The 16,192-nt window shown below is 65.3% G+C and carries 13 protein-coding genes; all 13 read left to right on the top strand.

Features of this window, described 5'->3' with window-relative positions:
- Window positions 1-53 precede the first annotated feature (53 nt).
- The 13 genes from rplL to ACIG5A_RS39410 all read left to right on the top strand — a co-directional run bounded on the left by rplL (window position 54) and on the right by ACIG5A_RS39410 (window position 16,076).
- A complete protein-coding gene (rplL, locus tag ACIG5A_RS39470) occupies window positions 54-434 on the top strand; it encodes a 50S ribosomal protein L7/L12 (protein ID WP_397249873.1) in 381 nt (126 codons plus the stop codon).
- A 244-nt stretch (window positions 435-678) separates the two neighbouring features.
- Entirely contained in the window at window positions 679-1,743 is a 1,065-nt protein-coding gene (locus tag ACIG5A_RS39465; protein WP_397249871.1) for an ABC transporter ATP-binding protein, read from the top strand.
- Between the two features lie 98 nt (window positions 1,744-1,841).
- Complete coding sequence (locus ACIG5A_RS39460) at window positions 1,842-2,549, top strand: MlaE family ABC transporter permease (RefSeq protein WP_397250327.1); 708 nt, start codon at window positions 1,842-1,844, stop codon at window positions 2,547-2,549.
- A gap of 105 nt (window positions 2,550-2,654) precedes the next feature.
- On the top strand, window positions 2,655-3,419 hold the full coding sequence (locus ACIG5A_RS39455; protein ID WP_397250325.1) for an MlaE family ABC transporter permease: 765 nt from the start codon (window positions 2,655-2,657) through the stop codon (window positions 3,417-3,419).
- Window positions 3,416-4,768 carry an MCE family protein gene (locus ACIG5A_RS39450; RefSeq protein WP_397249869.1) on the top strand — a complete coding sequence of 451 codons (1,353 nt, stop codon included), beginning with the start codon at window positions 3,416-3,418 and terminating at the stop codon, window positions 4,766-4,768. Before ACIG5A_RS39455 ends, ACIG5A_RS39450 begins: the two co-directional genes overlap by 4 nt.
- Window positions 4,765-5,844 (top strand): MCE family protein, encoded by a 1,080-nt coding sequence (locus tag ACIG5A_RS39445; protein WP_397249867.1) that lies wholly within the window; start codon window positions 4,765-4,767, stop codon window positions 5,842-5,844. The genes ACIG5A_RS39450 and ACIG5A_RS39445 overlap by 4 nt, the downstream gene beginning before the upstream one ends.
- Complete coding sequence (locus tag ACIG5A_RS39440; protein WP_397249865.1) at window positions 5,845-6,855, top strand: MCE family protein; 1,011 nt, start codon at window positions 5,845-5,847, stop codon at window positions 6,853-6,855. It begins immediately after the preceding gene.
- A gap of 34 nt (window positions 6,856-6,889) precedes the next feature.
- A complete protein-coding gene (locus tag ACIG5A_RS39435) occupies window positions 6,890-8,122 on the top strand; it encodes an MCE family protein (RefSeq protein ID WP_397250323.1) in 1,233 nt (410 codons plus the stop codon).
- Entirely contained in the window at window positions 8,122-9,360 is a 1,239-nt protein-coding gene (locus ACIG5A_RS39430) for an MCE family protein (protein ID WP_397249863.1), read from the top strand. The genes ACIG5A_RS39435 and ACIG5A_RS39430 overlap by 1 nt, the downstream gene beginning before the upstream one ends.
- On the top strand, window positions 9,357-10,598 hold the full coding sequence (locus ACIG5A_RS39425; RefSeq protein ID WP_397249861.1) for an MCE family protein: 1,242 nt from the start codon (window positions 9,357-9,359) through the stop codon (window positions 10,596-10,598). Before ACIG5A_RS39430 ends, ACIG5A_RS39425 begins: the two co-directional genes overlap by 4 nt.
- Window positions 10,599-10,627: 29 nt before the next feature.
- Window positions 10,628-11,377 (top strand): hypothetical protein, encoded by a 750-nt coding sequence (locus ACIG5A_RS39420; protein ID WP_397249859.1) that lies wholly within the window; start codon window positions 10,628-10,630, stop codon window positions 11,375-11,377.
- A 9-nt stretch (window positions 11,378-11,386) separates the two neighbouring features.
- Entirely contained in the window at window positions 11,387-12,145 is a 759-nt protein-coding gene (locus tag ACIG5A_RS39415; protein ID WP_397249857.1) for a hypothetical protein, read from the top strand.
- A gap of 424 nt (window positions 12,146-12,569) precedes the next feature.
- Window positions 12,570-16,076: a DNA-directed RNA polymerase subunit beta gene (locus ACIG5A_RS39410; RefSeq protein WP_397249855.1), complete on the top strand. Its 3,507-nt coding sequence runs from the start codon at window positions 12,570-12,572 to the stop codon at window positions 16,074-16,076.
- Window positions 16,077-16,192: the final 116 nt, after the last annotated feature.

The raw sequence follows: 16,192 nt of genomic DNA, 5'->3' as shown, positions 1-16,192 counted from the left end.
AAAGCATTTCATCGCCGCCACGGCGGAGATGACCCAATCGAAAGGAAATATCAATGGCTAACGTTGAGCAGCTGCTCGAGGAAATCGGCGGCATGACCCTGCTCGAGCTCTCGGAGTTCGTGAAGGCGTTCGAAGAGAAGTTCGATGTCAAGGCTGCCGCCCCGGTCGCCGTTGCCGCCGCCGGCCCGGCCGCCGCTGCCGCCGACGCCGCCGAGGAGCAGGACGAGTTCGACGTCATCCTCGAGGGTGCGGGCGACAAGAAGATCCAGGTCATCAAGGTGGTCCGTGAGATCGTCTCCGGCCTGGGCCTGAAGGAAGCCAAGGACCTGGTCGAGGGCGCCCCGAAGCCGATCCTGGAGAAGGTCGCCAAGGATGCCGCCGAGGCTGCCAAGGCGAAGCTGGAAGAGGCCGGCGCCAAGGTCTCGGTCAAGTAATTCCAGACCGAATCGCGAAAACGGGCGGTCCCCCTCGGGGGACCGCCCGTTTTGCTTTTTCCCCCGACATGCGCTGTCCGGTCGGCTACCGGCGGCAATGCGGGGTTACTCTTCAGTCAGGTTGGGGTGTGCCAGGTCAAGGTCATGGGATACAGTGACCGCACCCACTGTGACGTGACACACCGCGATGACCGAGCGCGCGGTTCGCCGGTGGGCGGCTCGCTGAGAAATTGTGGAGGTAGGCGTGGGCGTCGAGGTCAGGACCGAGGGTGTTACCAAGTCTTTCGGTTCGCAGCGCATTTGGCAGGACGTGTCACTGACCCTGCCTTCGGGCGAGGTGAGCGCCCTGCTCGGCCCGTCGGGTACCGGTAAGTCGGTATTCCTCAAGTCGCTGATCGGGCTACTCCGCCCGGAACGCGGCTCGATCTATATCGACGGCACCGACATCACCACCTGCTCCAACAAGGAGCTCTACGAGATCCGCAAACTCTTCGGCGTGCTCTTCCAGGACGGCGCGCTGTTCGGCTCGATGAATCTGTTCGACAACGTCGCCTTCCCGTTGCGCGAGCACACGAAGAAATCCGAAGACGAGATCAAGAAGATCGTCATGGAGAAGCTGGAGCTGACCGGTCTGCTCGGGGCCGAGGGCAAGCTGCCCGGCGAGATCTCCGGCGGTATGCGCAAGCGTGCCGGGCTGGCCCGCGCCCTGGTGCTCGATCCGCAGATCATCCTGGTCGACGAGCCCGACTCCGGCCTCGACCCGGTCCGCACCTCCTACCTCAGCCAGCTGCTGATCGACATCAACGCGCAGATCGACGCCACGATCCTGATCGTCACGCACAACATCAACCTGGCCCGCACCGTGCCCGACAACATCGGCATGCTGTTCCGCCGCCAGCTGGTCATGTTCGGCCCGCGCGAGGTGCTGCTCACCAGCGACGAGCCGGTGGTCAAGCAGTTCCTCAACGGCCGCATGCAGGGCCCGATCGGCATGTCCGAGGAGAAGGACGAGGCCCAGATGGCGCGCGAGCAGGCGATGTTCGACGCGGGTCATCACCACGGCGGCGCCGAAGAGGTCGAGGGCATCATTCCGCAGATGCGGGCCACTCCGGGAATGCCGGTGCGCCAGGCCGTGATCCGCCGCAAGGACCGGGTCCGCGAGATCATGCACACCCTGCCGCACGCGGCGCAGGTGGCCATCCGCGAGTCGCTCGATCAGAACGACGACACGCAAGTTATGGCGTACAACGGCGGTGACCTGGGCGGGTCGTTCGACACTACCGTGCGTCCTAACACAACTAACGGGTAACATCTGCGATCGTGAACTCGACCCTGGCGCGATTGCGGACTCCACTGGAGTCGGGGTTTGCCCAGGCCGGCAATGTCTTTGCGCTGCTCATCGACGTCATGCGCAAGACATTCCGCCGGCCGTTCCAGTTGCGTGAGTTCATCGAGCAGTCGTGGTTCATCGCGAGCGTCTCGATCTTGCCGAGCGCACTGGTGGCCATTCCCTTCGGCGCGGTCGTCGCGCTGCAGACCGGCTCGCTGGTGAAACAGCTGGGCGCGGAATCCTTTACCGGCGCGACGAGCGTGCTCGCCATCGTGCAGCAGGCGGCGCCGGTGGTGACCGCGCTGATCATCGCGGGCGCCGCGGGTTCGGCGGTGGCCGCCGATCTCGGCTCGCGCACCATCCGCGAGGAGATCGACGCCATGGAGGTGCTCGGCGTCGATCCGATCCAGAAGCTGGTCGTGCCGCGCGTGCTCGGCATGACGCTGGTCGCGTTGCTGCTCAACGGTTTGGTGTCGGTGGTCGGCATCGCGGGCGGCTACTTCTTCAACGTGCTGCTGCAGGGCGGTACACCGGGTGCCTACCTCGCCTCGTTCTCCGCGCTGGCCCAGCTGCCCGATCTGTGGATCGGGGAGATCAAGGCCGCGGTGTTCGGCATCATCGCCGGCGTCATCGCCGCGTACAAGGGGCTGCATCCCAAAGGGGGCCCGAAAGGAGTCGGTGACGCGGTGAACCAATCCGTGGTGATCACATTCCTGGTCCTGTTCTTCGTGAACCTCATCCTGACCCTGGTGTATTTGCAGGTCGTCCCCGCCAAGGGCGCCTGAGCCGTGGCAAGTTCGTACCGCAACCCGGTCCTGGCCAAGTCCGCCCGCCGGGCCGTGCAGATCGTCCGCGCGCCACTGAATGTGGTGGATCGCGCGGGCGAGCAGATGTCGTTCTACTCCCGTGCCATCGCCTGGATTCCGCGTACCGCCGTGCACTACCGCAAGGAGGTCATGCGGCTGCTCGCCGAGGTGACCTTCGGCAGCGGCGCGCTCGCGGTGATCGGCGGCACGGTCGGCGTCATCGTGTTCATGTCCGGCTCGGTCGGTGTCGTCGTCGGCCTGCAAGGCTTCAAAGCGCTCGACGCGCTGGGCACCTCGGTGCTCACCGGCTTCCTCACCGCCTACATCAACACCCGCGAGATCGCGCCGCTGGTCGCGGCGCTCGCGTTATCGGCGACGGTCGGCTGTGGTTTCACCGCGCAGCTCGGCGCGATGCGGATCTCCGAGGAGATCGACGCGCTGGAGGTGATGGCGGTGCCGAGCGTGCCGTTCCTGGTGACCAGCCGGGTGATCGCCGGATTCGTCGCGGTGATTCCGCTCTACATCGTCGGCCTGCTCGGCGCGTTCTTCGCCTCGCGCGCGATCAGCATCTGGTTCAACGGGCAGTCGAGTGGCTCGTATGACCACTATTTCAGTCTCTTCCTGCCACCGGAGGACGTGCTCTATTCGTTCCTCAAGGTGCTGATATTCGCGTTCGTCATCATCCTGGTGCACTGCTACTACGGCTTCACCGCCAGCGGCGGCCCGGCAGGCGTCGGTGTCGCGGTGGGCCGGGCGGTGCGCGCGGCCATCGTGATCGTCAACGTGCTCGACTTCTTCCTGAGCCTGGCGATCTGGGGCACCACCACCACGGTGCGGGTGGCCGGATGAGTACGAAAAGCGTGCTGGCATGGCGCAAGACGGAGAAGTTGCGCGTGCGGCTGCTCGGCCTGGCGTTCTTCTTGATTGTCGCCCTGTTCGTCGCGGGCTCGATCGCGATCTACAACAAGGAGTTCACCAAGACCGTCGATGTCGACGTGGTCACCGACAGCGTCGGCAACGCGCTGACCCGCAACGCCGAGGTCAAGGTGCGCGGAGTCAGCGTCGGTGAGGTGCGCTCCAGCGAGGCCAACGGCAGCGAGGTGACGCTGAAACTGGCCATCGATCCCGCGAAGGCGCAGCAGATTCCGGCCAACGCGACCGCGCGGCTGCTGCCCAAGACGCTGTTCGGCGAGCGTTACGTGGATCTGGTGATCCCGCAGGAGCCGAGCGGCAAGCTGACCAACGGCGTGAAGCTGTACCAGGACAAGAGCGGTAACGCGCTGGAGCTGAGCAAGCTGCTCGACGATCTGCTGCCGCTGCTGCAGGCGATTCCGCCGCAGGATCTGGCCGCCACCCTCGGCTCGCTGTCGCAGGCACTGTCCGGCCAGGGCCTCGCGCTCGGTGAGAGCGTGGACAAGCTGGACACGATTTTCCGCGAGCTCAACGGCGTGATGCCCGATATCCAGCAGGATCTGCGCGATTTCGCCACGGTGGCCGCCACCTACTCCGATGCCGCGCCGCAGTTGGTCGAGGCGCTGGACAACTTCCGCACCACCAATGCCACCATCGTGCAACGCCGCTGGGATATCGACTCGCTGTACGCGGTGCTGACCCCGGCCTCGGCCACCAGCGCCGATTTCCTGGTCGCCAACCGCGACAACATCATCGACCTCGCCGCCGATTCGCGCGGGCTGCTCGAGCCGCTGGCCTACTACTCGCCGAGCTACGCGTGCGCGCTGGCCAACTTCGCGAAGATGAAGCCGCGCATCGATCAGCTCTTCGGCAAGGGCACCGATCGGCCCGGCTCGCGGGTCACCATCGAATTGACCAATACCCGAGGCAAATACCTGCCGAATCAGGACGAGCCGCGCTGGCTGGATACTTCGGGGCCGTGGTGCGTGCCGGAGTATCCGACGCCGACCGATCCCGGCCAGTACACCGGCGGATCGCTCAACGACGGCTCCTACCAGGTGCCCAGCCGCTACCCGGGTGACCAGGTGACCGGCAAACTGTCGCCGCCACAGTTCGGTGTGTACCCGGTCGCCGGTGCACCGACCACCGTCGGCTCGCCGATGGAGTCGCGCTCGCTCGGCACGATCTACGGTGCGGCCCAAGGGGTTTCGCCGGAGCAGGTGCCGAGCTGGATCACCGCGATCGGCGCGCCCGCCTTCCGTGGCAGCGAGGTGAGGGTCAAATGAAACAGCAATTGCGCGGCATGGCGGGACCGCTCACCAAACTGATCGTCTTCATCGTGGTGACGCTTTTCGCGACCACCATTCTCGGGCTCTCCATCGCCAATTACAGCGGTGGCGGTACCGAATTCAAGGCCCGCTTCGCCGATGTCACCTCGCTCAATCCGGGCGATGAGGTGCGCATCGCCGGCGTGCGGGTCGGCAAGGTGACCGGCGTCTCGATCGTGGACCGGCGCCTCGCCGAGGTGAAATTCGAACTGCAGAACCGCAATTGGCTGCCCGCCTCGACCACCGCGACCATCAAATACCGCAACCTGGTCGGCCAGCGCTACATCGCACTGGAGCAGGGCGTGGGCGAGCAGGGCCGAAAGCTCAACGGCGGCGGGACCATTCCGCTGGAGCGCACCAGGCCCGCGCTGAATTTGACCACGCTGTTCAACGGTTTCCGCCCGCTGTTCCGTACGCTGACCGCCGATGACGTGAACAAGCTTTCCTTCGAGATCATCCAGGTGTTCCAGGGTGAGCAGGGCACCATCCACGATCTGGTCGGCACCACCGCGAACCTGACCAACAAGATCGCGGACAAGGACGCTGTGATCGGCGAGCTGGTGAAGAACCTGACCGCGATCCTCGAGACGGTGAACAAGCGCGACGACCAGTTCGATCAGCTCATCGTGAATACCGAAGCACTGATCAGCGGGCTTGCCGCCGAGCGCGACACCATCGGCCGCTCGGTGAGCTCGCTGGGCAACCTGGCCTCGGCCACCGCCGATCTGCTAGTTCCGGTTCGCCCGACCCTGCAGGGTTCGATCGCCGGGCTCAGCCAGCTGACCGGCACGCTCAACGAGCGTTCCGACGATGTGAACGAGGTGCTGAAGAACCTGCCGATCAAGATGGAAAAGCTCGGCCGCGTCGGCAGTTACGGCTCCTGGTTCCAGTTCTATCTCTGCGGTATCGACATCGTTGTCGGGCCGGGCGCGGTGGATGCGCCGCAGCTCAACCTGCCCGCGGGGCTGCCGACGGTCAACCAGCCGCTCTACACCAATGCCGCACCGCGCTGCAGTGGGAAGGGAGGCCACTAAATGGACGACCGGATCCTGCTCGGCAAGCGCAGCCCCGCGTTCATGGGCCTGCTCGGCGTTTCGGTGGTGCTGCTGATCACCCTGTCCGCGTTCTTCCTGAACCGGCTGCCGATCATCGGCGCGGGCACCAAGTACACCGCGGAGTTCTCCGAGGCGGCGGGCATCAAGAAGGGCAACGAGGTACGCATCGCCGGCGTGAAGGTCGGCGAGGTGGCCGATGTGAAGTTGGCCGGTGATCGGGTGCTCGTCGATTTCCGCACCCAGGACGCCTGGATCGGCAACGAGACCACCGCCTCCATTCAGATCAAGACGCTGCTCGGGCAGAAGTACCTGGCGCTGGATCCGAAGGGGTCGAAGCCCGCCGATCCAGCGCAGCGAATTCCGCTGTCGCGCACCGTCTCCCCGTACGACGTGGTGGACGCGTTCACCGACGCCGCGAAGAACATCGATCAGATCGATACCGCGCAGCTGGCCACCAGCATGCGGGTGCTCTCGGACACCTTCGCGACGACGCCGCCGGAGATCCGCGGCTCCATCGACGGTGTCGCGCGGCTGTCGGAAACCCTCGCCAAGCGCGACGAGCAGCTGAAGCGAATGTTCGCCGCGACCCGCCAGACCACCAAGGTGCTCGCCGACCGCAACGCCGAATTCGAGCGGCTGCTCGCCTCGGGCGGTCAGCTGCTCACCGAGCTGAACGTGCGCCAGCAATCCATTTCGCAGCTGCTGTCCGGAGCGCGGACGGTCGCGGCCGAGCTGAGCGCGCTGGTGCACGACAACGAGGAACAGATCGGGCCTGCACTGAAGAACCTGCGTGCCTCGATCGATCTGCTGAATGCCAACCAGCAGAACATCTCCAAGACACTCGAGCTGGCCGCGCCGTTCTACGGCCTGTACGCCAACGTGCTCGGCACCGGCCGCTGGTTCGACGCGGTGATCGTGAACCTGGTGCCGCCCGGGCTGCCGGAGATTCCGGGCGACCGGCCGCCGGTGCGCAACCTGGGAGGTAACTGACGTGGCGACCTGGCGTAAGGAACCGCTGACCGCGCTGCGTGAATCCAGCCGTGGCACCAAGGCGGCCGTCGCGCTGGTCGCGGCGGCGGCCGTGCTGCTCGCCGGTGTGCTGTGGTGGCTGTTCGATCGGCTGACCACGACAACCATCACCGCGTACTTCGATCAGTCGATCGGCATCTACGAGGGCTCGGACGTGCGCGTACTCGGCGTGCCGGTGGGTTCGGTCACCTCGATCGAGCCGATGGGCGACAAGGTGAAGGTCGTCATGAGCGTCGACCGCTCCTACGACATCCCGGCCGAGGCCAAGGCCGCGCAGATCACCCCGTCGATCGTGTCCGACCGCTACATCCAGCTCACGCCGGTGTACACCGGCGGCCCGAAAATGGGCCGCACCGCGACGATTCCGCGCGAGCGCACGGTTACCCCGGTCGAGGTCGACCAGCTGTACAAGAGCATCGCCGAACTCTCGGATGCGCTGGGGCCCAACGGCGCTAACAAAGAGGGCGCGGTGAACGAGCTGGTGCGCACCTCGGCGGCGAACCTGGCGGGCAACGGAGAAGCGCTGGCCAACAGCCTGACTCAGCTGTCGCGGGCGGCGCGGTATTTCTCCGATGCGCGCGGTGACATCTTCGACACCATCAAGAACCTCCAGAGCTTCGTCTCCATGCTGAGTCGCAACGATCAGCAGGTACGCGAATTCAACGGCCAGCTCGCCGATTTGGCCGGTTTCCTGGCCGGGGAACGGCAGACGCTCGGCGAGGCCTTGAACCTGCTTTCCGTCGCGCTCGGCGATGTCGCCCGGTTCATCGACGACAACCGCGAGCTGGTGGCCAGCAACGCCGAGGGGCTGGTCACCCTGACGAAGACGCTGGCCGATCAGCGTAACGATCTGGCCGCCGCGCTGCCCGTGCTGCCGCTGGCGCTGAGCAACCTGATCAACGTGCACAATGCCGAATCCGGCACCCTCGACATGCGCGCCAATTTCACCGATCTGCAGGATCCGTTCGGCGTGGTGTGCAAGATGCTCGACCTGAGCAAGCTGATGCCGGGTGATCCGCGGTTCGAGGCCATCGGCAGGCAGATGCGCCCGCTGCTCGAGCACTGCAAGGCGATCACCGATCAGATCACCGCCGGGGTGAAGACGCCGACGCTGATCCTGCCGTTCGGTCTGCTGAGCGGTGAGAACGAGCAGCGCGCGCCGGTGCCCGGTACCGTGCCCGGCACGCCGTCGGACCGGCTGCCGCCCTCGCAGGGAGGTGAAAGGTGATGCGAAACCATTGCCTCGCACGCGGTTTCGGCGCCGCCGTGGCCATCGGCGTGGCCGCCGCGCTGGTCACCTCGTGCTCGTCGGACGGCATCTACAGCATTCCGCTGCCCGGCGGCGCCGATGTCGGCGCGCATCCGATGACCATCAATATCCAATTCGACGATGTGCTCGACCTGGTGCCGCAGGCCGCGGTGAAGGTCGAGGGCGTGCCGGTGGGCCGCGTCGAGGACATCACCATTCAGCGCGACGAATGGGTCGCCACGGTCAAGACCCTGGTGAATTCGTCGGTCGATCTGCCCGCCAACGCGCGGGCCGAAGTGCGGCAGTCGAATCTGCTCGGCGAGAAGTTCATCGAGCTGTCCAAGCCGAAGGACGACGCGGATACCGCCAAACTGGTGAACAACGCGACCATCCCGATCACTCGTACCAGGCACGCCACCGAGATCGAGCAGGTGCTCGGCGCGATGTCGTTGCTGCTCAACGGCGGTGGCGTCGCGCAGCTGCAACCGATCGTCACCGAGCTGAACAAGACGCTCGGCGGCCGTGAGGACAAGGTGCGCTCGCTGCTCGAACAGGCCAACACCCTGATCGCCGGGCTCAACGCGCAGGTCGACGACATCACCAGGGCGCTGGACGGTTTGGACGTGCTGAGCAGCCGGGTGGCCAGGCAGACCGAGCAGATCGGCAAGATCCTCGACGAATTACCCAAGGGCATAAAGATTCTCGATGAGCAGCGGCCGCAGCTGATCGGTCTGCTCACCCAGCTGGACCGGGTCGGGCAGGCCGGTTTCGACGTGCTGAACACCTCGAAGAACGATCTGATCACCGACCTCACCTCGCTGCGCCCGACGCTGCAGGAATTGGGCAGGGCCGCACCGGATCTGGTCACCGCGCTGCCGCTGGTGCCGACCTATCCCTTCCCGGATTCCTCGCTGGAGGGCACCTTCGGCGGCCAGGTGAACACCTGGCTCTCGGTGGATCAGCAGATCGGTGTCACGCTGAGCAATCTCGGCGTCGGCAAACCGGATCCGGTCTACATCCCGCCGGCCGGTCCGCCGGTACCGGTGAACCCGACCAACCCCTACTACAACGGCAACGGCGCGCGTCCCGGCTGGCCAACGGTGTCGCTGCTGCCGTTGCCGCCGAATATGGCGCTCGCGCCCGCCGTGGGTGTGCCGGGCGCGCCGGATCCGCTCGGCAAGTTCCTGGAGCAGCTCGGAGTGGGTGGTCCGCGATGACCAAGCTCGTTCGCTGGCAGTTGATCGTCTTCGTGGTGGTCGCGGTGGTCGGCGTCGCCTTCGTCGGCGCCAAATACATTCGGCTGGATCAGATGTTCGGCTTCGGCCAGTACCTGGTGAAGGTGCAGGCCAAGCAGACCGGCGGCATCTACAAGGGCGCCGAGGTGACCTACCGCGGCGTCCCCGTCGGCCGGGTCGGCGATCTGCAGCTCACCCCGGACGGCGTCGTCATCGATCTCGAGATCACCTCGGGCACACCGAAGATCCCGGCGTCGGCGCAGGCCGTGGTGGCCAACCGCTCCGCCATCGGTGAGCAGTACCTCGATCTGCAGCCCGACACCGATAAGGGACCGTATCTGAAAGACGGTTCGGTGATCACCTCGGCCACCGTGCCCATCTCGGTGGAAAAGCTGGTGACCAGCGTCGACAGCTTCACTCGTACGGTCGATCTGAACGCGCTCACCACCACCGTCACCGAGCTCGGCAAGGCGTTCGACGGCAAGGGCGACGACCTGAAGGTGTTCGTCGATTCGCTGAACAAATTCACCGCGACCTTCAACGAGACACTGCCGCAGACGATCGCGCTCATCCGCGACAGCCGTACCTTCCTCGGCACCCAGGTCGCGCAGTCCGACGCGATCCGCCGCTTCAGCGACGGCCTCGACCAGCTCACCGCGCAGTTGCGGTCCAACGATCCCGACGTGCGCAGGCTCATCGGCACCGGCGCCGATTTCGGTGAGCAGATCGCGGCGCTGCTCAACGAGAGCGGCGGCACGCTCACCCAGGATCTGACCAATCTGCGCCAGCTGATGCTGGCCATCTCACCGAAGTTCTACGCGATCCGCCCGTTGCTGCAGATGCTGCCGCACCTGTCCATCGGCGCCTCGGCGACCGCGCCCGGCGACGGCACCAGCCACTTCGGCCTGGTACTCGAGGTGAACAATCCGCCCGCGTGCACCCAGGGCTATGAGGGCACCAAGCAGATCCTCGACGAGATGAAGGCGAAAAACCCGGATTTCGACGACACCCGCGACGAATTCCCGTTCAACAAAGACGCGAAATGCACTGTGCCGTTCGGTAATCCGTCCGCGGTGCGCGGCGGCCTGCGTGCCGATCTCGCCGATCCCAATATCGTTCAGCCGTGGGATTCGAATCCTAAAACCGATCCGGAAAAGCTGAACCTGAACCCGATCGCCGTACAGCTCGCGACTCTGATGGGAGTTACGCCCAAGCGGTGACCAGTAGTAGTGACGTTAGGGTGGCTGGCGTGAGTGAAGTCGATCTCTCCAAAGAGCCGGATTCGACCGTGCCCGAAAAGGCGGCCGAACCGTCGGGTGGGCTCGCCGACACCGTGCCCGCGCGAACAGAAATCAAGCCCGCGCGCACGGATACCGGAACGGTCAGATTGGTCGCGTTCATCGCGGCGACCGTCGCGCTGGTATTCGCCGTTCTCGCGTCGCTGTGGTTCGGCGGCCGCTGGGTGCAGCAGGAGTTCTTCACCGTCACCCCGCGCGTCGACGCCCGCGATGCCGCGCTGGACGGCGCGCGCCAGGCCGCGCTCAATATGAGCACGACCAACCTCGACGATGTGCCGGGATCCTCGGCACTGCAGCGCTCGTCGATGACCGGCGCGCTGCTCGATTCGGCGACCAAGAATCAGCAGCAGATCGAGGCGATGATGCGCAGCGCCGGAGTGAAGGTGCAGGCCAAGATCGTCGGTTCGGCGCTGAGCGAGCTGAACAGCGAACGCGATAAGGCCTCGGCCGTCGTGGTGCTCCGTGTCACCGAGACCAGGCCGGATCGCCCTGCCGCCAACTACCGCTACACCTGGAGCCTGAACATGGCCAAGGTCGGCGACGTGTGGAAGGCCGAGCAGGTGGCCTCGCTGGAACCGCCCGTGCTGCTGGGCGGTAACGCCGACTCCTCGACGCCCGCACAGCCCGCGGTGCCGCCGCAGCCCGCGCCGGGACAGCCGGATCAATCCGGTCAGCCCGGTCAGCCCAAGCCCGGATCGTAGGAGAGCGCCGTGAATTCTCGTCGACCGGTCAATCGGGTCACCTCCAAGCGCAAGCCCGCGGCGGAGCAGTCCGCCCAGCCGCAGCGGCGTACCGTCGCCCGTCCGGCGGGTAAGCGCGACGCCCGTCCGGTGAAGACCGCCGGTTCGCGCACCGCGGAAAAGCCGCAGCGCCCCGAGCGCGTCGCGCCGGGACTCCAGTGGTTCGCGCGGCCGGTGCCGCGCATCGTCGCGCGCCCGAAACCGACGCCCGTGTCCGGCCCGTCCTGGACCGTGGTCGCGGTCGTCGCCGTCTTCGCGGTACTGCTCGGCACCTTCGCGGTATTCGGCGCGCTGCGACCCGGCGTCGACGATTCGAACAAGGCCTTCGTCGACAACAAGGCCACCGAGGAAGTGAAGGCCGCGGCGGAGAACGCGCTGAAGACCATCTACTCCACCGACTCGGCGAACGTCGCGGGCTACAAGGCCGCGCTGCCCAACGTGCTGACCGGGGCGATGCTCACCGAGTTCGACAAGTACGCCGACACCACCTTCTCCTCGCTCGGTCAGGCGCAGGTGCGCGCCGATGCCAAACCCGGCCCATCCGGGGTGACGCTGCTCACCAGCGATCGTGCCGAATTGATCGTGAACCTCGTGGTCAGCGCCTCGAAGGGGGGAGTCGCGCAGCAGAGCGCCTTCGGTCCGGTGATCGTCAGGATGCAGAAGGTCGGCGGCAAGTGGCTGGCCAGCGAGATTCCCGATCGACCCGTTCTGCAAGCCCCGCCCCAGTAGGTTTCGCCGAGTTTCGCCCGCTTGTGGGCGTGATCTTGTAGCGCGACAGGCGATCTCACTCCTTTGCCGGGTCGAGCCCGCCACTTGACGAGTTTCGCCCGACACGTCACGCTATTCACAACAGCGGCAGCTGTCACAGTGGCTTCAGGCGCACCGCGGCTCACTACGCAGCCAGCGAATTCGGTCCGGCGCGCCAGCCACGCGGATGTTCGCACGGGTGGTACTTTGACACCCCCGTGTAGTTGGGTGTAAGTTTGGACGTTGCGCTGGCTGCCTCCTGTCCATACCTCGATTCGCACACGTAAGTTCCACCCTTCCGGTGTTACTTCCGTTGTTGCCTGTTCGGGTTTCGTTCGGGTTGTAACCAGCGGAATTCGTAGCAGAAGCAAGCGACGGTCGCGGACCACCACGCGACGCGCGTGAGGTGCTGGAAGGACGCATCTTGGCAGTCTCCACCCAGACCAAGGCAGTTGCCGGAATCCCCGGAGCCCCGTTGCGGGTGTCTTTCGCGAAGATCCGTGAACCCTTGGAGGTGCCCGGACTTCTCGATCTACAGACGGACTCTTTTTCGTGGCTGATCGGTTCAGCGGAATGGCGTGAAAAAGCCGCGGCTCGCGGCGACGTCGGGCTAGTCGGTGGCCTCGAGGAGGTGCTCGAGGAGCTCTCGCCGATCGAGGACTTCTCCGGCTCCATGTCCCTGTCTTTCTCGGATCCTCGGTTCGAAGAGGTCAAGGCCTCGATCGACGAGTGCAAAGACAAGGACATGACCTACGCGGCGCCGCTGTTCGTCACCGCTGAGTTCATCAACAACAACACCGGTGAGATCAAGAGCCAGACGGTCTTCATGGGTGATTTCCCGATGATGACCGACAAGGGCACGTTCATCATCAACGGCACCGAGCGTGTGGTCGTTTCGCAGCTGGTGCGTTCGCCGGGTGTGTATTTCGATCACAGCGTCGACAAGGCGACCGAGAAGGACCTGCACAGCGTGCGTGTCATTCCGTCGCGTGGCGCGTGGCTCGAGTTCGACGTCGACAAGCGCGACACCGTCGGTGTGCGTATCGACCGCAAGCGCCGCCAGCCGGTCACCGTGCTGCTGAAAGCGCTGGGTTGGACCACCGAGGAGATCGTCGAGCGCTTCGGCTTCTCCGAGATCATGATGTCGACCCTGGAGAAGGACAACACCGCCGGTCAGGACGAGGCGCTGCTGGACATCTACCGCAAGCTGCGTCCGGGCGAGCCGCCGACCAAGGAGTCCGCGCAGACTCTGCTGGAGAACCTGTTCTTCAAGGAGAAGCGCTACGACCTCGCGCGCGTCGGTCGCTACAAGATCAACAAGAAGCTGGGCATCCACCTGGGTGAGCAGGTCATCGGTTCGGTGCTGACGAAGGAAGACATCGTCACCACCATCGAGTACCTGGTGCGCCTGCACGCGGGTGACCGCAACATGACCGCGCCGGGTGGCGCCGAGGTGCCGGTCGAGGTCGACGACATCGACCACTTCGGCAACCGCCGCCTGCGCACCGTCGGCGAGCTGATCCAGAACCAGATCCGGGTCGGCCTGTCCCGCATGGAGCGCGTGGTCCGCGAGCGGATGACCACCCAGGACGTCGAGGCGATCACGCCGCAGACCCTGATCAACATCCGTCCCGTGGTCGCAGCGATCAAGGAGTTCTTCGGAACCTCCCAGCTGTCGCAGTTCATGGACCAGAACAACCCGCTGTCGGGCCTGACCCACAAGCGTCGCCTGTCGGCGCTCGGCCCGGGTGGTCTGTCCCGTGAGCGCGCCGGCCTGGAAGTCCGCGACGTCCACTCCTCGCACTACGGCCGTATGTGCCCGATCGAGACCCCGGAAGGCCCGAACATCGGCCTGATCGGTTCGCTGTCGGTGTACGCGCGGGTCAACCCGTTCGGTTTCATCGAGACCCCGTACCGCAAGGTCGTCGACGGCCGGGTGACCGACGAGGTCAAGTACCTGACCGCCGACGAGGAGGACCGCCACATTCGTGCGCAGGCCAACTCGCCGGTCGACGCCGAGGGCCGCTTCCTCGAGGAGAAGATCCTCGTGCGCCGCGCCGGTGAAGAGGTCGAGTTCGTCTCGGCCTCCGAGGTCGACTACATGGACGTCTCGCCGCGCCAGATGGTTTCGGTGGCGACCGCGATGATTCCGTTCCTCGAGCACGACGATGCCAACCGCGCCCTGATGGGTGCGAACATGCAGCGTCAGGCCGTTCCGCTGATCCGTTCCGAGTCGCCGCTGGTCGGCACCGGTATGGAGCTGCGTGCCGCGGTCGACGCGGGCGATGTCGTCGTCAACGAGAAGGCCGGTGTCGTCGAGGAGGTCTCCGCCGACTACATCACCGTCATGGCCGACGACGGCACCCGCAAGAGCTACCGGATGCGCAAGTTCGCCCGCTCCAACCAGGGCACCTGCGCGAACCAGCGTCCCATCGTCGACGAGGGCCAGCGGGTCGAGAAGGGCCACGTGCTCGCCGACGGTCCGTGCACCGAGAACGGTGAGATGGCGCTGGGTAAGAACCTGCTCGTGGCGATCATGCCGTGGGAGGGGCACAACTACGAGGACGCGATCATCCTGTCGCAGCGTCTCGTGGAAGAGGATGTGCTGACCTCGATTCATATCGAGGAGCACGAGATCGATGCGCGTGATACCAAGCTCGGTGCCGAGGAGATCACCCGGGATATTCCGAATGTCTCCGATGAGGTGCTGGCGGATCTGGACGAGCGCGGCATCATCCGTATCGGTGCCGAGGTTCGTGACGGTGACATCCTGGTCGGCAAGGTCACCCCGAAGGGTGAGACCGAGCTGACCCCGGAGGAGCGGTTGCTGCGGGCGATCTTCGGTGAGAAGGCGCGTGAGGTGCGTGATACGTCGCTGAAGGTGCCGCACGGTGAGTCGGGCAAGGTCATCGGTATTCGGGTGTTCTCGCGTGAGGACGAGGACGATCTGCCGCCGGGTGTCAATGAGCTGGTGCGCGTGTATGTGGCGCAGAAGCGCAAGATCCAGGACGGTGACAAGCTCGCCGGTCGGCACGGTAACAAGGGTGTTATCGGCAAGATCCTCCCGACCGAGGATATGCCGTTCATGCCCGATGGCACGCCGGTCGACATCATCCTGAACACCCATGGTGTGCCGCGTCGTATGAACATCGGCCAGATCTTGGAGACCCACCTGGGGTGGATCGGCAAGGCGGGCTGGGATGTCGGCGTCGGTGCGGACGGCACCCGTCCGGACTGGGCCAAGGCACTGCCGGAGGAGATGCTGGCGGCTCCGGCCGACTCCAACATCGCCACCCCGGTGTTCGACGGCGCGCGCGAGGAGGAGCTGACCGGTCTGCTCGCCTCGACCCTGCCCAACCGCGACGGCGACCGGATGGTCGACGAGAACGGCAAGTCGACCCTGTTCGACGGCCGTTCCGGCGAACCGTTCCCGTACCCGGTCGCGGTCGGCTACATGTACATCCTGAAGCTGCACCACCTGGTCGACGACAAGATCCACGCCCGTTCGACCGGTCCGTACTCGATGATCACCCAGCAGCCGCTCGGTGGTAAGGCACAGTTCGGTGGCCAGCGCTTCGGTGAAATGGAGTGCTGGGCGATGCAGGCCTACGGCGCGGCATACACGCTGCAGGAACTGCTCACCATCAAGTCCGACGACGTCGTTGGCCGTGTGAAGGTCTACGAGGCGATCGTGAAGGGCGAGAACATTCCGGAGCCGGGCATTCCGGAGTCGTTCAAGGTGCTCCTCAAGGAACTCCAGTCGCTGTGCCTCAACGTCGAGGTGCTGTCGTCCGACGGCGCCGCGATCGAGATGCGCGATGGCGACGACGAGGACCTGGAGCGCGCTGCGGCGAACCTGGGCATCAACCTGTCCAGGAACGAAGCAGCCACCGTCGACGATTTGGCGAACTAGGCGGTCGGCCGGATGTCGTTGCGCATTCGCTTGAACGCCAACGGCATTCGGCCCCGCGTTTTACCCACTAGTGAACTTTTGCTCGAACTCGACCCGCACAGGGGAAAGGAAGTTAC

The organism is Nocardia sp. NPDC052566 (assembly GCF_044547285.1).
Classification (GTDB): domain Bacteria; phylum Actinomycetota; class Actinomycetes; order Mycobacteriales; family Mycobacteriaceae; genus Nocardia.
This window is presented reverse-complemented; position numbering and strand designations above follow the sequence as displayed.